The sequence below is a fragment of the Mesonia phycicola genome (assembly GCF_900141885.1).
In the GTDB taxonomy this organism is placed as follows: Bacteria; Bacteroidota; Bacteroidia; order Flavobacteriales; family Flavobacteriaceae; genus Mesonia; species Mesonia phycicola.
Window position 1 is genome coordinate 117,849 of record NZ_FQYY01000001.1, and the last position, 19,540, is coordinate 137,388.

Genomic DNA, 19,540 nt, shown 5'->3' on the forward strand with positions numbered 1-19,540 from the left:
TTTTGCTTTTGCAAGTGGCAAAAAAAGATATAGCGTACAGCCCGACCCGTTAGGGTAACGCCTTACTTATTATCTCCGTACATTTTTTCTCTTTGTTCTTTTACCTTAGGGTCGCTCATATACTCATCAAAAGATAAGTAACGGTCTATTACCCCGTTTGGTGTTAACTCTACCACACGGTTACCTACGGTTTGAGAAAACTCGTGATCGTGTGTGGTTAGTAATACGGTACCTTTAAAGTTTTTTAAAGAGTTATTAAATGCGGTAATTGACTCTAAATCTAAGTGGTTAGTAGGTTCATCTAGCATTACTACGTTAGCACGCATCATCATCATTCTACTTAACATACAACGTACTTTTTCTCCTCCAGAAAGTACTTTTGCTGTTTTTAAAGCTTCTTCTCCGCTAAAAAGCATTTTACCTAGAAAGCCTCTTACGTAAACTTCTTCTCGTTCTTCTTCTGTTTTAGCGTATTGGCGTAACCAGTCTACTAATACTAAATCTTTTTCAAAAAACTCTGAGTTATCTAATGGTAAGTAAGATTGGTTAGTAGTAATACCCCACTCGTACTTACCTGCAACAGCTTTTTGTTTACCGTTTATAATTTCATAAAAAGCAGTGGTTGCTCTAGAGTCTCTAGAGAAAACTACTACTTTATCTCCTTTAGCTAGGTTTAAATGAATATTTTTAAATAGAGTTTCTCCATCTATAGAGGCTTCTAAACCTTCTATATTTAATATTTGGTCTCCTGCTTCTCTTTCTCTTTCAAAAATAATTGCTGGGTAACGACGAGATGATGGCTTTATCTCTTCTATGTTTAGCTTCTCTATCATTTTTTTTCTAGAGGTAGCTTGTTTAGATTTTGCTACGTTAGCACTAAAACGCTGAATAAATTCTTGCAGCTCTTTCTTTTTCTCTTCTGCTTTTTTGTTTTGTTGTGATCTTTGTCTTGCTGCTAATTGAGAAGACTCGTACCAGAACGAGTAATTACCACTAAAGTGATTTATTTTTCCGAAATCTATATCTGAAATATGTGTACACACTGCATCTAAAAAGTGACGGTCGTGAGATACTACAATTACAGTATTATCATAATTTGCTAGAAAATGCTCTAACCAAGAAATGGTTTCATAATCTAAATCGTTAGTAGGCTCATCCATAATTAACACATCTGGATTACCAAAAAGCGCTTGCGCTAATAACACACGTACTTTTTGTTTACCATCTAAATCTTTCATTAATGTGTAATGGTGAGCTTCTTTTATACCTAAATTAGATAACATAGATGCTGCATCACTATCTGCATTCCACCCGTTCATCTCTTCAAATTTTACTTGAAGCTCTCCTATTCTATCGGCATTTTCATCAGAATAATCTGCATATAAAGCATCCATCTCTGCTTTCACTTCAAATAAAGGCTTGTTACCTTTTAATACAGTTTCTAAAACAGTATGCTCATCGTGTAAATTGTGGTTTTGTTCTAATACAGACATACGTTTGCCTGGCTCTAAATGAACGTGACCTGAGGTTGCCTCAATTTTACCAGATAATATCTTTAAAAATGTAGATTTTCCGGCTCCATTAGCACCAATAATTCCGTAACAATTCCCTTGAGTAAAGTTTGTATTCACCTCATCAAAAAGAATTCTTTTACCAAATTGTACAGATAAGTTTGAAACTGATAACATAAGCTATTGAAATTTTTTGCAAAAATAGTTAATTAAGTTGATAACCTGAAATATTAACTTTTTAACTTTTCTATTTAACTCATGATTAACAACTGTTAGTCAAGTATTATTTTAACTTTGAGGTTGAAATCACCCTAACTACTTATGAGACATCTATTATTTTTGTCTATATCTTTCTTATTGTTTTCTTGTAACAGCAATAATAAAGAGAATACTCCCAGTTCTACTCACATTGGAGGAGAAATTGTGAATAGCAATGAAGCTTACCTTACTTTAGAGAAAGATGGTTATTTTATAGACTCTATCCCTATTGAAAAAAACGGAAAATTTTCTTATAATTTAAAAGATAGCAATTTTACTCCTGGTTTATATACTTTTAGACATAGCCCAGAAGGACAAGTTTTTTATATTGAAAAAGGAGATAGTTTATTATTTAGATTAAATACTAAAGATTTTGACGAGTCTTTAATGTATACTGGTGATAAAGCGGAAGAGAATAATTTTTTAATGGAAATGTATCTTTTAAATGAAAAAGATAACGAACTCATTTATTCTTATTATAAAATTAGTCCAGAAAAGTTTGCCGAAAAAACAGATTCTATCAAGAACCTTAGAATGAAGCAACTTACTAATTTAGAAAAAGAGAATGAATTTTCTCCAGAATTTATTTCTCTTGCTAAAAAATCTATTGAATATGAGTATTATGATTTAAGAGAACGTTATGCGTACCTTATTAACAAATACTTTAATGAATTTAGAAATAAAATTCCTCAAGAATTTTTCTCTTACAGAAACGAAGCCAACTTTAATGACAAAAAATTACAATCTTACTATATATACCAACGTTTTTTAGATAATTACCTTAAAAATAAAGCTATTGAGCGCTGTGTATCTTTGCCAAATTCTACAGATTGTTTTAATACCAATAGTGTAAAAAACTTAAAAAGCAGATTAATAATCTCTGATAGTATTTTTAAAATTGAATACCTGAGAAATAGATTTATTACCAGATTTGCTAAAAAACAAATAAATACCGCAAAAAACAATCAGCAAATAGACTCTACGCTTAAATTGGTAAAGAGTTTTAAATTTCCTGATGATAATTATAATGAATTAGTAAATCTTGGTAGACTTCAAAAAAACTACTTTGTAGGTAGTGATGTTTCACAATCTAAATTAACAAAACCTAATTCAGAAAAAATTATATTAAAAAACATTTTAAGCAAACCTACCATTACTTTTACTTGGTCTATTTACAAAGCTGCACATCCAAAACAGCACCAGCGTATTAATGAATTAAGAAATAGGTACCCTGAGATAGATTTTTTAGGGGTAAACATAGATGAAGAAGAATCTTTTACACTTTGGCTAAAAATTCTTGATAATTTTGATTACAACAAAGACTATGAAGTAAAAATTAGAGACCGCGGAAAAAATATTGAGTTCTATAAAAATTTTAGTAATAAGATTTTACTTATCAATAAAAATGGAATTATAGAAAAATCTAACTTAAATATCTTTGATCCTAATTTTGAAAATCAACTCCTTGAGTATTTAAATCAGATATAAAGCAAAAAAAAAGCTCTTCCATTTAGAAGAGCTTTTTTTATGTTTTTAGTTATTGATTACCTTTTTTGTAATCTGCTAAAAATTTCTCTAAACCAATATCTGTTAAAGGGTGTTTTAATAAACCGTTTATAGAGCTTAAAGGTCCCGTCATTACATCTGCTCCAATTTTTGCACAATCTATAATGTGCATTGTATGCCTTACAGAAGCAGCTAAAATTTCTGTAGCAAAACCATAATTATCATAAATCAACCTAATTTCTGCAATTAAATTTAAGCCGTCTGCAGAGATATCATCTAATCTACCTATAAAAGGAGAAACATAGGTTGCTCCTGCTTTTGCTGCTAAAAGTGCTTGCCCTGCAGAAAAAACCAATGTACAATTAGTTTTTATCCCTTTATCACTAAAATATTTAATGGCTTTAATACCATCTTTAATCATAGGTACTTTTACAACTATTTGATTATCTAATTGGGCTAACTCTTCCCCTTCTTTAATAATATCTTCATAACTAGTACCAATTACCTCTGCACTAACATCACCTTCAACAATTTCACAAATTTTCTTGTAGTGATTAATTATATTTTCTTTACCCGTAATGCCTTCTTTAGCCATTAACGATGGGTTGGTGGTAACCCCATCTAACACACCTAATTCTTGCGCTTCTTTAATTTGATCTAAATTTGCTGTATCAATAAAAAACTTCATCGTGTTTTGTTAATTTTAAAGTTATACTAGTAAAGTTACAGTTTATAATGTTTCATTAGCATTTTTTCATACATTTTATCTGGTAAAATATGCTTTAAAGCAATACTAAATTTTTGTAATGCCTCGCCTACTTTATAATGTATTTTTGGTTTTTTTTGCTGCATAACTTCAAAAACCTTTTTTGCCATTTTTATAGGATCTTCTCCTTTATCTACATGCTCATCCATCAGTTTTAAAGTATTTCCGTAATTTTCTTCATACGGAGAGTCTTTAACAACTGGCGCATGAAAACGTCCTGCTGCAATATTGGTAGCAAAATCACCAGGAGCTATATTTGTCATCTTTATATTAAACTCTCTTAACTCCATTCTAAAAGCTTCTGTAGTTAACTCTAATGCGCCTTTAGTGGCAGAGTAAATTCCGCGGTAAGGTAAGCCCATATATCCAGCAATAGAAGTTATATTAATAATAAAACCATCTTTTTGCTCTCTCATTATTGGCAAAACAGCTTTAATTACATTTATAACTCCAAAATAGTTAGTATCAAAAACTCTTCTAATTTCTTGATCTGGGGTTTCTTCTAATGGGCCTGTAATACCCATACCTGCATTATTTACAAGGTAGTCTATTCTTTTTTCTTTCAGAATAATTTCTTGAACCGCAGAGGTTATGGTTTCTGGTTTGGTAACATCTAATGCTACAAATTGAACACCGTTTAATTCTTTTTGTTTAGGGTTTCTACTAGTACCGTAAACTTTATACCCTTTATCTACTAAAAACTCTCCTATAGATTTACCTATACCAGAAGAGGCTCCTGTAATTAAAACAACTTTATTTGCCATAAATTCTAAAAATAGAAAAGCAAATATCGCTTATTTATAAGAAAGCTTAAAATTTAACGTTAAGAATAAAATGAGAGAAAATACGTGGGAATATTGCATAAAAAAAGGCAAGCTACCCACATCACACCGCTACGACCATCTACCCTTGCTGCGTTCCCGCCCTGGGGGAATTCGACAGGAGCTGGTTGTGTGGGACTTGCCGGGTGCAAATATACAAGGTTTATCTATTTCTGCAAGCATTTTTTAGCATGAAATAACTAAATTAGCCAATGTTTAAAAAACTAATTACATGAGATTTCATAACTTACTGAATTTGTTATTATTGAGTACTGTACTTTTTTCTTGCGGAGAAAAAACTGTAGATAATTCTAAAAACTTTTCTCTAAAAATTGGAGAAAACAAAGAAATTATACAAGAAGGAAGCCCCGTAAAAATTACAATTCAACAAAAATCAACAAAAAAAATTGATTCAATTACCTATAAATATGCCGATAAGTCTATCGCTTCTAAAAATAACACCATCGCTTTTGGGCTTCCGTTAGGTAAAAACACACTAGAAGCTACTATATATACAGAAGGAGATGTGATTAAGGTATCAGAAGAAGTTGTTGTACACAGTAAAACGCCTACTCAACTGTATTCTTACGAGATTGTAAATACTTATCCACATGATATTGATGCCTACACACAAGGATTAGAGTTTTTTAATGACACTCTTTATGAAAGTACTGGACTAAATGGAAAATCTTCTCTTAGAAAGGTAGATCTAGAAACAGGGAAAGTTCTAAAAAAAGTAGATTTAGCTAAAACATATTTTGGAGAAGGACTTACTATTTTAAATGATAAAATCTATCAACTAACCTGGCGCTCTGGTGATGGTTTAATTTACGACTTAAATACTTTTGAAAGATTAGAGATTTTTCAATACAACAATAGTAAAGAAGGTTGGGGTTTATGCAATGATGGAAATTTACTTTACAAAAGTGATGGCACAGAAAAAATTTGGATACTAGACCCTAAAACTCTTGAAGAGAAAAGCTATATTCAGCCAGTTACACACAAATCTACCTCTACAAGATTAAATGAGCTAGAATGGGTAGATGGTAAAATTTATGCAAATACCTACCAAAGAGATGGTGTGGCTGTTATAGACCCAAAAACCGGAGCTATAGAAGGTATTATTGATTTTAGAGGTTTAAGAGATAAAGTTACTCAGCACCCTAAATTAGACGTGCTTAATGGTATAGCTTATAACCCTAACACTAAGAAATTATATGTTACTGGTAAAAACTGGGACAAGTTATTTGAGGTGAAAATTATTAAAAAATAGATTTAAATGAAATACATATATCCTCTACTTTTATTGTGTTCTATTGTTTTATGGAGCTCTTGTAGAAACGATTTTGAAACACAACCTAGTACTGGTAATTTAGAGTTTTCTAAAGATACCGTTTACCTAGATACGGTATTTTCTGGTATTGGCTCAAGCACTTATAATCTTACTGTTTATAATAGAAGTGATGAAGATATAACCATCCCTAGCATAAAATTATCTAAAGGAGAAAGCTCTAACTACAGGTTAAACGTAGACGGATTGCCAGGAAAATCTTTTGAAAACATAGACATACTAGCAAAAGACAGTATTTTTGTTTTTATAGAATCTACCACAAACATTGACAATTATAGCCAAGAAAACCAATTTTTACTAACAGACGCTATAGAGTTTGATACAGAGGCTTACCTACAAAAAGTGGAGTTAGTAACGCTAATACAAGACGCTATTTTTCTTTATCCTGAAAAATTTAACGATGGCTCCACAGAAAGCCTATCATTCGGTTTTGACGAAGAAGGCAATGAAATTTTAATTGACGGCTTTTTCTTAGATGATACCGAATTAACCATGACTAACGAAAAACCTTACGTAATATATGGCTATGCAGCAGTACCAGGCAATCGTACATTATCTATAGATGCTGGTGCTAGAATTCACTTTCATGCAGACAGCGGTATAATAGTAGCTAATAATGGCTCATTACATGTAAACGGTAATTTAAGTTCAGACCAAGAAAACTTAGAAAACGAAGTTATTTTTGAAGGAGACCGATTAGAGCCTGATTTTAGTGAAGTTGCAGGCCAATGGGGAGCAATTTGGTTAACAGAAGGAAGCACCAATAACATTATTAATTATGCAACCATAAAAAATGCTACTGTTGGTCTTTTGATGGACTCTAACGATGGTAGCAGTAACCCTACGCTTACCATTAAAAATTCTAAAATTTACAACTCTTCTAATGTTGGTTTATTAGCTAGAACTGGGTTTATAGAAGGTGAAAATCTCGTGATTAATAAAGCAGGACAAAGCTCTCTAAACCTATCTTTAGGAGGCCAATATAACTTCACAAATTGCACTTTTGCTAATTATTGGACGGGAAGCTTTAGATCTTACCCTTCTGTTTTAGTAGAAAATTACTTAGAAACAACAGATGAAATTTTTGTTTCAGATTTAATACAAGCAAATTTTTATAATTGTATTATTTATGGAAATGAAAATAAAGAGTTGTTTTTTAATGAAAGAGAAGAAGCTGCTTTTAATTATAAATTTGAAAATTGCTTAATCAAATACAATAACTTTGGAAGTTCTACTGACGATATTGATTTTGAAGATGAAACTCTTTTTCCTGGTTGCATTGTAAATGAAGAACCTAACTTTTTAGCTCCTGAAGATAATGAACTAATGATAAATGAAGAGTCTGCAGCCAATAGCCTTGCAAATCCTTCTACTTCAACCTCTACAGACATTTTAGGGGTTTCAAGAGGTAGCAATCCCGATACTGGTGCTTATGAAAGTATTATTTTCCCTGAAGAATAAAAGAAAAATAACCTCATAAAAAAAGCCTGCTAAAATTAGCAGGCTTTTTTTATATGTTGATTTACTTATTGTGCAGAGTACTTCTGAAAAATATTTTGAAACTTCATCATTAATCCCTGAGTTAAGCTTATATTTTTAGCTAAAACTTGAGGCGTAGCACTTAAAACACTTTTACCTGCAGGAGTTTGGTAAAACTCTATCATTTTCTCTAAATCCTCTTTAGGCACGTTCTCAATATAAACATCTACCAACTGAGAATACATTCCATCTAATTCAGCTTTAATTTCGCTTTTGAAAGCTTCCTTATTTCTATCTGGTAAACCTGCAGCCATTTGGTCAATGTAAGGACTTATAGCATCTTCACTACCGGTATTCAACTTAACAAAATTCAGTAATTCTTTTTTAAACTCCGTCTCTTCTTGTGCAAAACCAGAGAAACTTAAGCCTACAAAAGCAACAGCGATTAATAACTTTTTCATAATTAAATATTCTTATTGGTTAAATAAAGGCTTATCACTCATCATAGAGTGTATTTTGTTTTTTGTTTCTTCAATAACTGCTTCATCTTCAATATTCGTAATTACGTTATCTATCAAATCTACAACCACTTTCATATCATCTTCTTTAAGACCTCTAGTAGTAATTGCAGCAGTACCAACTCTAATTCCAGATGTTACAAAAGGAGATTGATCATCAAAAGGAACCATGTTTTTATTCACGGTAATTTCTGCTTTTACTAAAGTTTCTTCAGCTAATTTACCAGTAACTCCTTTGTTACGTAAATCTATTAGCATCATATGGTTATCTGTACCTCCAGAAATTACATCATAGCCTTTAGCAACAAAAGCTTCTGCCATTGCTTTTGCATTCTTTTTTACTTGTACCATATAATGTAAAAACTCATCTGTAAGCGCTTCTCCAAAAGCAATAGCTTTAGCAGCAATAATATGCTCTAAAGGCCCTCCTTGGTTACCTGGAAAAACTGCACTATTAATAAGAGTAGACATTTTTTTAAGGTTTCCGTTTTTCAATTTCAATCCAAACGGATTTTCAACATCTTTTCCTATTAAAATCATTCCACCTCTTGGCCCTCTTAATGTTTTATGAGTAGTTGTTGTTACTACGTGACAATGTGGTATTGGGTCTGCTAAAAGTCCTTTTGCTATTAGTCCTGCTGGATGAGCAATATCTGCCATTAAAACTGCACCTACTTCATCTGCAATTTCTCTAAACTTTTTGTAATCTATTTCTCTAGAATAAGCAGAAGCACCAGCAATTATTAATTTTGGCTGTTCTTTTATTGCCATATCACGTACGTGATCATAATCTATTCTTCCTGTTTCTTTATCTACTCCGTAAAATACAGGGTTGTATAATTTTCCTGAAAAGTTTACAGGAGAACCGTGCGTTAAATGCCCACCGTGAGAAAGATCAAATCCTAAAATTTTATCTCCAGGTTTTAAACACGCAGCAAAAACAGCAGTATTAGCTTGTGACCCTGAGTGTGGCTGTACGTTTGCATATTCTGCTCCAAATAATTCTTTAGCACGTTCTATAGCAATTTGCTCTACTTCATCTACTACTTCACAACCACCATAATAACGTTTACCTGGGTAACCTTCTGCATATTTGTTAGTTAATACAGACCCAGCTGCTTCTAGCACTTGATTGCTTACAAAGTTTTCACTTGCAATAAGCTCTAAACCATTTAGTTGTCGGTTTTTTTCTTCTTCAATTAAATCAAAAATTTCGGTATCTCTGGTATTCATAGTTAAGCATCTATTAAAATATTTGTCAAAAATATAAAAAGCATTCGGTTAATTGTGGGAAAATAATATATTTGAATACATTCTTTATTAAAAATTGAATTATTATGACCATTACTGCTAACGACCCTAAAAGAAAAACTTGGCTAGAAGTAGCTAAAGATTCAGATTTTCCTATTCAGAATATTCCTTTTGGAGTTTTTTTAACAAGAGATGATATTATTACTATTGGTACCAGAATTGGAGATTTTGCTATAGATTTAGGAGCTTTGCATCAATTAGGTTATTTTGATGATATACCTCTAACAGATGATATTTTTCTTCAAGATACCCTAAATGATTTTATTGCAGATGGTAGAAAAACATGGAGAGCAGTTAGAAATAAAATTGCAGAGATTTTTGATGAAAACAATTCAACTTTAAAAGAGAATAAAGAGCACCAACGCATAGTACTTTTTACTTTAGATGAAATTGAAATGCAATTGCCGGTGCAAGTAGGTGATTATACAGATTTTTACTCAAGTAAAGAACACGCTACAAATGTGGGTGAATTATTTAGAGGAAAAGAAGATGCTCTTTTACCAAATTGGTTACACGTACCAGTTGCATATCACGGACGAAGCTCTTCTATAATTCCGAGTGGTATTCCTGTACACAGGCCTAAAGGGCAAAAAATGCCTAAAGGATCTGAAAGTCCAATTTTTGGACCTTCAAGATTAGTAGATTTTGAGCTAGAAATGGCTTTTATAACCACTGCTGCCAATCCGCTAGGTGAACCTATTTCCGTAGAAGATGCAGAAGAATATATCTTCGGAATGGTATTATTTAACGACTGGAGTGCTCGAGACATTCAAAAATGGGAGTATGTACCACTAGGTCCTTTTTTAGCTAAAAACTTTGCCTCTTCCGTTTCTCCTTGGATTGTTACACTTGATGCTTTAGAGCCTTTTAGAACCGAAGGACCAAAACCTGTAAAAAAACAGCTAGATTATCTTCAATCTAAAGGAAAGAAAACATTTGATATAAATTTAGAAGTAGCCATACAACCAGAAGGAAAAGAAGAAACCGTTGTAAGCAAATCTAACTTCAAGTATTTGTATTGGAATATGAGTCAGCAACTCGCACACCACACCATTAACGGTTGCCCGGTAAATAGCGGAGACATGATGGGTAGTGGTACCATTTCTGGCCCAGACGAGTCTAGTTTTGGATCTATGTTAGAACTTTCTTGGAATGGTGAAAAACCCATTAAACTTAATGATGGTGAAGACCGTAAATTTATTAATGATAATGATACGGTTATAATTCGCGGACATTGTGAAAACAAGAGTGTTCGTATTGGTTTTGGAGAGGTAAGCACCAAACTATTGCCAGTTTACAAAGCATAAATTAATATTACCTATCATAAAAAAAGCCATTCAATTTTGAATGGCTTTTTTGTTTTTTAAGAGCTAAAAAATTAATTTAAATATTCCTCTATTTTTTCAGCAGAAATATTACTGTGAGAAGTGTGATAAACCACTTTCTCATCACTAAAAATTAATAATTGCGGAGACTCATGATGTACTTTAAAATCTTCAGCTATCTTATTAGATATATTGCGATAGGTTATCAAATCTAAATAATACAATTTAACCTGTGCTTCCTCATAATTGTATTCACTTTCAAATTGTTTCTTCACCATTCTACTTATTCCACATCTGGTAGAATGCTTAAAAACCACCACCAATTTTTCTTTAGATTCTTCTATTAATTGATGTATCTGTAATTCTGTCTCTAATTCATTCCACGGAGTAGATGATTTTTGAGACTCTCCATCTCCTCCATTACTTTTAAAAATACTATCTAAAAATCCCATTTATTTATATTATTTACATTAAAATTAAGCATAATAAATCTACTTTTCCGTAACTTTAGATAAGTTTATCAACTGTTATTATGTCATCTAATTTCAATTAAAAACTGCCAATTAGTCAGTTTTTAAAAAAGGTATATCTTTTGACTATTCTAAGTAAAAAATAACAAGATGAATTTAAACAATTATACCATAAAATCACAAGAGGCCATCCAGCAAGCACAACAGCTTGCTCAAGAATATGGTCACCAACAAATTGAGAATGAGCATATTTTTAAAGCCATTACCTCAATAGACGAAAATGTAACCCCTTTCTTACTAAAAAAACTAAATATTAATGTAGGCTTATTTACACAAATAGTAGATAAAACCTTAGAAAGTTTTCCAAAAGTAAGCGGTGGTGATATTGTACTATCTAGAGAAGCAGGCAAAATGCTAAATGACGCTTCTACGATTGCTAAAAAAATGAACGATGAGTATGTCTCTATAGAACATCTTATACTAGCAATTTTTAATTCAAAAAGTAAAGTTGCTCAAATTTTAAAAGATCAAGGTGCTACAGAAAAAGGATTAAAAGCTGCTATTGAAGAATTAAGAAAAGGAGACCGAGTTACTTCTCAAAGCGCAGAAGAAACTTACAACTCTCTAAACAAATTTGCTAAAAACCTAAATCAGTTAGCAGAAAGCGGAAAGTTAGATCCAGTAATTGGTAGGGATGAAGAAATTAGACGTATACTTCAAATTTTATCTAGAAGAACAAAAAACAACCCAATGTTGGTGGGTGAACCAGGAACTGGTAAAACCGCTATTGCAGAAGGGTTAGCTCATAGAATTGTAGCTGGTGATGTGCCTGAAAACTTAAAAAATAAAGAAATCTTTTCTTTAGATATGGGTGCTTTAATTGCCGGAGCTAAATATAAAGGTGAATTTGAAGAACGACTAAAAGCAGTTATCAAGGAAGTTACTTCTAGTGACGGAAACATTGTACTTTTTATTGACGAAATTCACACGTTGGTTGGCGCCGGTGGCGGACAAGGAGCTATGGATGCTGCCAATATTTTAAAACCTGCTTTAGCACGTGGAGAATTAAGAGCAATTGGTGCAACTACTTTAGATGAGTATCAAAAATATTTTGAGAAAGACAAAGCGCTAGAGCGTCGCTTTCAACGAGTAACCGTAGATGAGCCAGATACAGAAAGTGCTATTTCCATTTTAAGAGGTATTAAAGAGAAATATGAAACTCACCACAAAGTAAGAATTAAAGATGAGGCTATTATTTCTGCAGTAGAACTTTCTCAACGTTACATTACCAATAGATTTTTACCAGATAAAGCTATTGATTTAATGGATGAAGCTGCTTCTAAATTAAGAATGGAAATCAATTCTAAACCAGAAGAGCTAGATGTGCTTGATCGTAAGATTATGCAATTAGAAATTGAGATTGAGGCCATTAAAAGAGAAAAAGATGAAGTTAAACTAAAATCTCTAAAATCAGATCTAGCCAATTTAAAAGAAGAACGCGCAGAATTAAATGCACAATGGCAAAATGAAAAAGGTGTAGTAGACAATATTCAGCAAGCAAAAACTGATATTGAAAATTACAAACTAGAGGCAGAACGTGCAGAACGTGATGGAGACTACGGTAAAGTAGCCGAGTTACGTTATGGTAAAATTAAAGAAGCGCAACAAAATTTAGAAAAACTTCAAAAAGAAGTAGAAGAGCAAAAACACGAAGGTAAAAAATCACTTATTCAAGAAGAAGTTACTAGTGATGATATTGCTGAAGTAGTAGCAAAATGGACAGGTATACCTGTAACTAAAATGCTACAAAGTGAACGTGAAAAGCTTTTAAAATTAGAAGACGAGTTACACAAACGAGTAGTTGGCCAAGAAGAAGCCATACAAGCGGTAAGTGATGCTATTAGAAGAAGCCGTGCAGGTTTACAAGATCAGAAAAAACCAATTGGCTCTTTCTTATTTTTAGGTACTACGGGTGTTGGTAAGACTGAACTTGCCAAAGCATTAGCAGAATACCTGTTTGATGATGATAATGCAATGACTAGAATTGATATGAGTGAATATCAAGAACGTCACTCTGTAAGTAGATTAGTAGGTGCACCTCCAGGATACGTAGGTTACGATGAAGGCGGACAGTTAACGGAAGCGGTAAGAAGAAAACCTTACTCTGTAGTACTTTTAGATGAAATTGAAAAAGCGCATCCAGATACGTTTAACATCTTACTTCAAGTTTTAGATGAAGGAAGATTAACCGATAATAAAGGTAGACTAGCAGATTTTAGAAATACCATTATTATTATGACGTCTAATATGGGAAGCCATATAATTCAAGAAAAGTTTGATGCAATACCAGATGTAGAAACTGCAATGGAAGGTGCAAAAGTAGAAGTGCTTGGTTTATTAAAACAACAAGTAAGACCTGAGTTTTTAAATAGAATTGATGACATTGTAATGTTTACACCGCTAACGCAAGAAAACATTTCAGAAATTGTTGGTCTTCAATTAAAAGGAATTACCAAGATGTTGAGTGAGCAACACATTACGCTAGATGCTACTCCAGAAGCTATCAAGTTTTTAGCAAAACAAGGTTTCGATCCGCAGTATGGTGCAAGACCTGTAAAAAGAACATTACAAAAAGAAGTCTTAAACACATTGTCTAAAGAAATTTTATCTGGTGAAGTTACTACAGATAGTATTATTTTATTAGATGCTTTTAACGATAAATTAGTTTTTAGAAATGAAACTAATAATGTATTAGATACTCACTGAAGAGAATTGGTGAATTAAAACCCTAAACGAAGCTGTTTAAAAATATAAAGCCATATTAATCGGAGTTAATTATAACTCAGGTTAATATTTCAACCAAAAGATTGGCTTAAAATATTTTCTAGATAGCTTCGTTTTTATTTCACTACATTTACCACATTCTTAAAAAAGTGATGGTAAAATACATATTTCATAATTTGATGAATTGGAAGATTGAAGGTCAATTTGATGCTTCCATAAAAAAATCAGTAATCATTGTAGTGCCACATACTAGCTGGCACGACTTTTATCTAGGTGTTTTTACCAGAAGAATTGTAAAACTACCTATGAATTTTGTAGGCAAAAAAGAATTGTTTCGTTGGCCATTTGGCGCTTATTTTAAATGGATGGGCGGCACACCCTTAGACAGAACTGGCAATCAAAACAAAGTAGAAGCAATTGCTAAAATTTTTGAAGATAAAGAAGAATTTAGACTTGCTTTAGCGCCAGAGGGAACTCGTAAAAAAGTACTACAATGGAAATCTGGTTTCTACTACATAGCATTATTAGCTAAAGTACCTATAATTCCCGTCGCTTTTGATTATGGAAGAAGAGTTATAAAAATAGGAGAAGCCTTTTACCCTACCGGTAATTACGAAAAAGACAGTAAACTATTACAACTATTTTATAAAGATGTTAAAGGCAAAACAGATCTTTAATTTTCTTTTTGCGCGTTCATTTTTGCTGTTAGCTCTTTTAATCTAGCCTTACGGTTTTCTTTTTCTTCTCGTAACTTATTTTTCTTGCGATTCATTAATTTGGTATGTTTCGCTTTATTCTTGGTATTTTTTTCTGAGCCAGACTTCGCCATACTATTTTTTTTTCAAAGATAATTTTTTTTACGTCAGTCTATATTTGATGTAACAAGTCTAATTTTTTATTAAAAGACATCTTTATTAACTTCTACACTCTAATAAAAATTGTTTACAAATCTGCAGTAACACGCTTTTATAGCTTTTGTTTACTTTGTAAATTGAACTTTCTTTTTCTTGACATTTAATTTTTATGAAAATTCTACATACTGCCGATTGGCATATTGGTAAAAAACTGCATAAGCATTATTTACACGAAGATTTTGATTTATTTATTAATTGGTTAATACCATTAATTTTAGATAAACAAATCGATGCTATTTTAATTTCTGGAGATGTGTTTGATTTGGCAAACCCTTCTGCAGAAGCACGTAAACAGTATTACCGTGCATTGCTTCAGCTTAGAAAAACCAATTGCCAACTTATAATTACAGGAGGTAATCACGATTCACCCAGTATGCTAGATGCACCCAAAGAAATTTTAAATGAATTAAACGTAACCGTAATTGGCGGAATGCCAAAAAACATAGAAGAATGCCTTATTCCGCTTTTTAACAAAAATGGAGAAAAAGAAGTTATTGTAGCGGCTATTCCATTTTTACGAGATAGCGATTTACGCTCTATTGAAGAAGAAGTAGTTTACGAGAATAGAATTGAAGCCATTAGAAAAGGCATTGAAGCCACATTTGCAAAAGCTGCAATAACTAGTAAAAAACAATTTCCTAAACTTCCTATTATAGCAATGGGTCATTTATATGCTGCTGGCATTGAGTCTTCTGATAGTGAACGGGACATTCAAATTGGTAATCAGGCGGCTTTCCAGGCAAGTCAATTTGGTGAAGAGTTTAGTTACGTAGCCTTAGGTCACATACATAAACCGCAACGTGTAAATGCGCAAATACCTACCTTTTATAGTGGCTCACCTCTCCCACTTTCATTTAGTGAACGCAAAGATGAAAAAAGATTATTATTAATAGATACTAAAAATGGTTTTGAACCAGAGAGTATAACTATACCTAGTTTTAGAAAATTAATTAGAATTAGTGGTGTTATTTCTGAAATTCAGCAAAAATTAATAACAATTCAACCACAAGGAGAATTAACTAATCTTATTGAAGTAGAATTAAAAGAAGATAATTACGACGCTAATTTAATTGCACAATTAGATGAATTAGTAACTAATTTTAAACAAACTAATTGTGAAATTGTAAAACATAGAGCCACCTTTAAAAATCAGTTACGTGAAAGTGGTAAGCTATTTGAAAATCATCAACATTTAGAAGATTTAAAACCACAAGAAGTATTTCAAAAATTATTAGCACAACACAGTTATACAGAAGATATTAAAGAAAAAGTGAACATTGCTTTTCAAGAATTACTAGAAGAAGTGAATGCTTCACATTAATTATTGAAAATTTTCGTCACCCTGAACTTGATTCAGGGTCACATTATAAGTATAAATGATTTTTGATGAGATGCTGAAATAAATTCAGCATGACGTAAGTTAAAATAGCTAAGGTCAAGATATAAAATAACTTGAATGAAAATATTAAAAATAGCTTTTAAAAATATCAACTCGCTGCGTGGCGAGCACGAAATAGATTTTACTAAAGAACCGTTTTTACAAAACAGTTTATTTGCGATTACTGGACCTACAGGAAGTGGAAAAACTACGATTCTCGATGTAATTTCTTTAGCTTTATTTAATCAAGTACCACGATTAGGAAAGTTAAGTACTCAAGAAGTTCTTAAAAAAGGAGCTATTCTTACTCGCAACCAAAAAGAAGCTTACGCCAAAATTACTTACCAATGTAAACAAGGTATTTTTGCTTCAACTTGGCAAATTTCTACTGCTAGAACCGGTAATCTACGCGATTATCATATGGAATTAGTAAATGTAGAAAGCGGACATTTAGACTTAAAAAAATCTGATGTTCCTGCTAAAAACGAAGAGTTAATTGGCTTAAACTACGATCAATTTATTAAATCTGTAGTATTAGCACAAGGCGAGTTTGCTAAGTTTTTAAAAGTACCTAAAAAAGAACGCGGAGCTCTTTTAGAAAAAATTACAGGCACCCAAATTTATAGAAGAATTGGGCAAGAAGCATTTTTAAAATACAATCAAGTAAAAAAAGATACCGAAGAAAAAAGGCTTAAAATTGAAACTTTTAAAGAACAATTATTAGCTGAAGAAGTTTATGCCGAAAAGAAATTACAAGCAAAAAAACTTGAACTAGAAAAGAAAAACTTAAGCCTTTCTATTGAAAAAAATAATGAAGCTATAAAGCTAAAAAATAATTTAAAAGAGCAGCAAAATCAGGTTTTAGCTACAGAAAATAAAATAAAGCAAGTAGTAATTGAAACCGAAAAATTTAAAGAAGAAAAAGGAGCAAAACTTACCCAACATGAACAAATACAGTTTTTCTCTGAAGATTTAAATGCTTGGCAAAACTTCCAAAAAGAACAAAGAAAGAATACTGAAGAAATTACTAAGATTCAACAGAATTTAAAAGACTTTCAAAAAAAACAAAAGCATTTACAATTAGAGTTTTCTTCGACTTTTCAGTTAGATATTAGTCCGCAAAACGCTTCAAAAAAACTCTATAATTATAAAGAACAGGTTAGAAAATTAATAAGTGAAAGAAGTGATTTATTGTCGGTTTACAGAACTTCAGAACAACATATTTCTGGTTTATTAAATGACTTTCAGTTTAGCTCAAAACCATCAAACACAGACACTTTTCAGCAAGAATTAAAAGAAAAACAACACGATAAATCTACCGTTTTTGAAAAGTTGAACAAAAAATTTCAACTTCAAGAAAAATCGGTTGCTGCTTGGCAAGAAGAAATTCAGCAGCAATTAAAATTAATTCGTACTGCAGAAAAAGAAGAATTTCAATTACTTCAATTAAAAAAAGACCTTAACAAAAAATCAGAAGAGCTTAAAAAAATTAATAATTCTTTAAATGGTTTACCTCAACAAGTAGAAAAAATTCAACAAGAATTAAAGTTGAAAGATGCGCAGCTTGAAGCCAAACAAAAAACTTTAGAAGTTGAGCAGTTACAAAAACAGCTAGAAGATTATCGCAAAGATCTGGTTGAAAATGAACCTTGCCCTTTGTGCGGATCTACACACCATCCATTTGCTTCAGCGCATCCAGAAGTTGAAAATCACTTAAAAACAAAAGTTGAACAATTACAAAAATCAATTCAGCAATTACAACAAGAGCTCACGCGAGAACAAACTCAATGGCAACAATTTCAGCAGCAACAAGAAAAACTTGAAAAAGAAATTAAGCCAACGGAAAGCTTATTAACAGACAAAGAAAAAGAGTTTAAAGTAAATTTTGCTGTAATCCTTCAGCAGAAAAAAGAGCAATCTTTTGCTGAAATGGAAACTAAATTAGAAACAGATTTAGAAGAGTTAAAAGAAGCTAAGCAACTAGAAAAAGACTTAGCTCAACTTCAAGAATTAGCCGAAAAATCTAGAGAATTAGCGCAGTTGATTGCTAAAGGAAAAACAAAGAGTAAAGCGATTGAGGCACTTTTTAAAGGAAGCAATTTTGAAAATGAAATTAGCACGGTAGAAACGTCTTGGAATAGGAATGAACAAGATATTTATCAGCAACAGAAATTACTTGAAACTACCGAAAAATCTCTTGCAGAAGTGAACGAGAAATTAGCGAAATTAACCAAAACGCTCACTACTCAACTTGCAGAAAAAGGTTACCAAAATATAGAACAAGCTCTAACTATTAGACTTACCGCTACAGAAGCTCAAGCTTGGCAAAAAGAGCGAGAGCAGCTACAGCAAAAGGGAATTGAATTGAAAACGCTTCTGCAAAAATTAAATGAAGAAATTGAGTTGTTACAACAAAAAGACAATGAAATAAGTTTAGAGAAGTTAGAAGAAGTACTTAAAAATGAAAACGAATTATTAGCCAAAAATGAATATGACCTTAGAGAAATTCTACGTTTATTAAAAAATCAATCTGAAAATTTAAAACAGATTGAAAATTTACAAAATGAAATAGGTAAAAAATTAGAACAGTCTGAACATTGGAAAATTTTAAACGATTTAATTGGAGATAAAACCGGTAATAAATTTAATGATTTTGCTCAAGATTTAACGCTAGCTCAACTTTTACAACTAGCCAATAAACGCCTGGTTAATCTAAGTGACCGTTACCGTATTGACCAACCTACTGATGATGAAGATGATAGTTTAGTAGCGATCGATGAGCATATGGGTGGTCAACGCCGTTCTATAAAAACGCTTTCTGGTGGAGAAACTTTTATTTTGAGCTTGGCTTTAGCTTTAGCACTTTCTGATTTAGCTTCTAGAAATATAGAAATTAATAGCCTTTTTATAGATGAAGGTTTTGGAACTTTAGACCCAGAAACTTTAGACCAAACTTTAGATACCTTAGAAGTTTTACAAGCAGAATCTTCTAAAATGATTGGAGTTATTAGTCACGTAGAAAGTTTAAAAGAACGTATTGCTACGCAAATAAGACTTACGCAAAATGGGCAAGGTTATAGCAGTTTAACCATTGTATAAAGCAAAACAGCCTCCCAAAAAGGAGGCTGTTTTTATATTATAATGGTGA

The 19,540-nt window shown here is 32.0% G+C and carries 15 protein-coding genes and 1 other RNA gene; 8 read left to right on the forward strand and 8 right to left on the reverse strand.

Features of this window, described 5'->3' with window-relative positions; genetic code table 11:
* Nucleotides 1-62: 62 nt before the first annotated feature.
* Entirely contained in the window at nucleotides 63-1,688 is a 1,626-nt protein-coding gene (locus BUC03_RS00580; protein WP_073147171.1) for an ABC-F family ATP-binding cassette domain-containing protein, read from the reverse strand.
* Between the two features lie 144 nt (nucleotides 1,689-1,832).
* On the opposite strand from BUC03_RS00580, the gene BUC03_RS00585 reads away from it, so the two are divergent.
* Nucleotides 1,833-3,257, forward strand: a complete 1,425-nt coding sequence (locus tag BUC03_RS00585; protein ID WP_073147173.1) for a TlpA family protein disulfide reductase — start codon at nucleotides 1,833-1,835, stop codon at nucleotides 3,255-3,257.
* A 49-nt stretch (nucleotides 3,258-3,306) separates the two neighbouring features.
* On the opposite strand, the gene fsa is transcribed toward BUC03_RS00585, so the two are convergent.
* The 3 genes from fsa to ffs form a co-directional block, all read right to left on the reverse strand.
* Nucleotides 3,307-3,963, reverse strand: a complete 657-nt coding sequence (gene fsa, locus BUC03_RS00590) for a fructose-6-phosphate aldolase (protein WP_073147175.1) — start codon at nucleotides 3,961-3,963, stop codon at nucleotides 3,307-3,309.
* A gap of 35 nt (nucleotides 3,964-3,998) precedes the next feature.
* Nucleotides 3,999-4,805 carry an SDR family oxidoreductase gene (locus BUC03_RS00595; protein ID WP_073147177.1) on the reverse strand — a complete coding sequence of 269 codons (807 nt, stop codon included), beginning with the start codon at nucleotides 4,803-4,805 and terminating at the stop codon, nucleotides 3,999-4,001.
* Between the two features lie 102 nt (nucleotides 4,806-4,907).
* Nucleotides 4,908-5,007: signal recognition particle sRNA small type (gene ffs / locus BUC03_RS00600), an RNA gene on the reverse strand.
* Nucleotides 5,008-5,094: 87 nt separating this feature from the next.
* Between ffs and BUC03_RS00605 the strand changes: the two genes are divergently transcribed.
* Together BUC03_RS00605 and BUC03_RS00610 are read left to right on the forward strand one after the other, a co-directional pair.
* A complete protein-coding gene (locus tag BUC03_RS00605; RefSeq protein ID WP_073147179.1) occupies nucleotides 5,095-6,135 on the forward strand; it encodes a glutaminyl-peptide cyclotransferase in 1,041 nt (346 codons plus the stop codon).
* Nucleotides 6,136-6,141: 6 nt separating this feature from the next.
* Nucleotides 6,142-7,674 (forward strand): hypothetical protein, encoded by a 1,533-nt coding sequence (locus BUC03_RS00610; protein ID WP_073147181.1) that lies wholly within the window; start codon nucleotides 6,142-6,144, stop codon nucleotides 7,672-7,674.
* 65 nt (nucleotides 7,675-7,739) lie between these two features.
* Here BUC03_RS00610 and BUC03_RS00615 read toward each other — a convergent pair whose 3' ends face one another.
* Nucleotides 7,740-8,153 (reverse strand): DUF2059 domain-containing protein, encoded by a 414-nt coding sequence (locus tag BUC03_RS00615; RefSeq protein WP_073147183.1) that lies wholly within the window; start codon nucleotides 8,151-8,153, stop codon nucleotides 7,740-7,742.
* A gap of 12 nt (nucleotides 8,154-8,165) precedes the next feature.
* Nucleotides 8,166-9,443, reverse strand: a complete 1,278-nt coding sequence (gene glyA, locus BUC03_RS00620) for a serine hydroxymethyltransferase (protein ID WP_073147185.1) — start codon at nucleotides 9,441-9,443, stop codon at nucleotides 8,166-8,168.
* 104 nt (nucleotides 9,444-9,547) lie between these two features.
* Here glyA and fahA point away from each other — a divergent pair, with 104 nt between their 5' ends.
* On the forward strand, nucleotides 9,548-10,828 hold the full coding sequence (fahA, locus tag BUC03_RS00625; protein WP_073147187.1) for a fumarylacetoacetase: 1,281 nt from the start codon (nucleotides 9,548-9,550) through the stop codon (nucleotides 10,826-10,828).
* A 71-nt stretch (nucleotides 10,829-10,899) separates the two neighbouring features.
* Here the strand turns inward: fahA and ytxJ are convergent, their stop codons facing one another.
* Nucleotides 10,900-11,298, reverse strand: coding sequence for a bacillithiol system redox-active protein YtxJ (gene ytxJ / locus BUC03_RS00630; protein ID WP_073147188.1), 399 nt, complete (start codon nucleotides 11,296-11,298; stop codon nucleotides 10,900-10,902).
* A 168-nt stretch (nucleotides 11,299-11,466) separates the two neighbouring features.
* On the opposite strand from ytxJ, the gene clpB reads away from it, so the two are divergent.
* Nucleotides 11,467-14,082 (forward strand): ATP-dependent chaperone ClpB, encoded by a 2,616-nt coding sequence (gene clpB, locus BUC03_RS00635; RefSeq protein WP_073147190.1) that lies wholly within the window; start codon nucleotides 11,467-11,469, stop codon nucleotides 14,080-14,082.
* Nucleotides 14,083-14,279: 197 nt separating this feature from the next.
* Nucleotides 14,280-14,777 carry a 1-acyl-sn-glycerol-3-phosphate acyltransferase gene (locus BUC03_RS00640; RefSeq protein WP_234971585.1) on the forward strand — a complete coding sequence of 166 codons (498 nt, stop codon included), beginning with the start codon at nucleotides 14,280-14,282 and terminating at the stop codon, nucleotides 14,775-14,777.
* Here BUC03_RS00640 and BUC03_RS15255 read toward each other — a convergent pair.
* Nucleotides 14,774-14,929, reverse strand: a complete 156-nt coding sequence (locus tag BUC03_RS15255) for a hypothetical protein (protein ID WP_200799114.1) — start codon at nucleotides 14,927-14,929, stop codon at nucleotides 14,774-14,776. The two genes, BUC03_RS00640 and BUC03_RS15255, sit on opposite strands and share 4 nt — an antisense overlap.
* A gap of 194 nt (nucleotides 14,930-15,123) precedes the next feature.
* Between BUC03_RS15255 and BUC03_RS00645 the strand changes: the two genes are divergently transcribed.
* Together BUC03_RS00645 and BUC03_RS00650 are read left to right on the forward strand one after the other, a co-directional pair.
* Nucleotides 15,124-16,335 (forward strand): exonuclease SbcCD subunit D C-terminal domain-containing protein, encoded by a 1,212-nt coding sequence (locus BUC03_RS00645; protein WP_073147194.1) that lies wholly within the window; start codon nucleotides 15,124-15,126, stop codon nucleotides 16,333-16,335.
* A 135-nt stretch (nucleotides 16,336-16,470) separates the two neighbouring features.
* Nucleotides 16,471-19,491: an AAA family ATPase gene (locus BUC03_RS00650; protein ID WP_073147196.1), complete on the forward strand. Its 3,021-nt coding sequence runs from the start codon at nucleotides 16,471-16,473 to the stop codon at nucleotides 19,489-19,491.
* The last annotated feature ends 49 nt before the right edge of the window (nucleotides 19,492-19,540 follow it).

Coding starts and splice junctions, on each gene's coding strand:
- BUC03_RS00580 (WP_073147171.1), bottom strand. CDS start 1,688: ATGTTATCAGTTTCAAACTTATCTGTACAATTTGGTAAAAGAATTCTT.
- BUC03_RS00585 (WP_073147173.1), top strand. CDS start 1,833: ATGAGACATCTATTATTTTTGTCTATATCTTTCTTATTGTTTTCTTGT.
- fsa (WP_073147175.1), bottom strand. CDS start 3,963: ATGAAGTTTTTTATTGATACAGCAAATTTAGATCAAATTAAAGAAGCG.
- BUC03_RS00595 (WP_073147177.1), bottom strand. CDS start 4,805: ATGGCAAATAAAGTTGTTTTAATTACAGGAGCCTCTTCTGGTATAGGT.
- BUC03_RS00605 (WP_073147179.1), top strand. CDS start 5,095: ATGAGATTTCATAACTTACTGAATTTGTTATTATTGAGTACTGTACTT.
- BUC03_RS00610 (WP_073147181.1), top strand. CDS start 6,142: ATGAAATACATATATCCTCTACTTTTATTGTGTTCTATTGTTTTATGG.
- BUC03_RS00615 (WP_073147183.1), bottom strand. CDS start 8,153: ATGAAAAAGTTATTAATCGCTGTTGCTTTTGTAGGCTTAAGTTTCTCT.
- glyA (WP_073147185.1), bottom strand. CDS start 9,443: ATGAATACCAGAGATACCGAAATTTTTGATTTAATTGAAGAAGAAAAA.
- fahA (WP_073147187.1), top strand. CDS start 9,548: ATGACCATTACTGCTAACGACCCTAAAAGAAAAACTTGGCTAGAAGTA.
- ytxJ (WP_073147188.1), bottom strand. CDS start 11,298: ATGGGATTTTTAGATAGTATTTTTAAAAGTAATGGAGGAGATGGAGAG.
- clpB (WP_073147190.1), top strand. CDS start 11,467: ATGAATTTAAACAATTATACCATAAAATCACAAGAGGCCATCCAGCAA.
- BUC03_RS00640 (WP_234971585.1), top strand. CDS start 14,280: ATGAATTGGAAGATTGAAGGTCAATTTGATGCTTCCATAAAAAAATCA.
- BUC03_RS15255 (WP_200799114.1), bottom strand. CDS start 14,929: ATGGCGAAGTCTGGCTCAGAAAAAAATACCAAGAATAAAGCGAAACAT.
- BUC03_RS00645 (WP_073147194.1), top strand. CDS start 15,124: ATGAAAATTCTACATACTGCCGATTGGCATATTGGTAAAAAACTGCAT.
- BUC03_RS00650 (WP_073147196.1), top strand. CDS start 16,471: ATGAAAATATTAAAAATAGCTTTTAAAAATATCAACTCGCTGCGTGGC.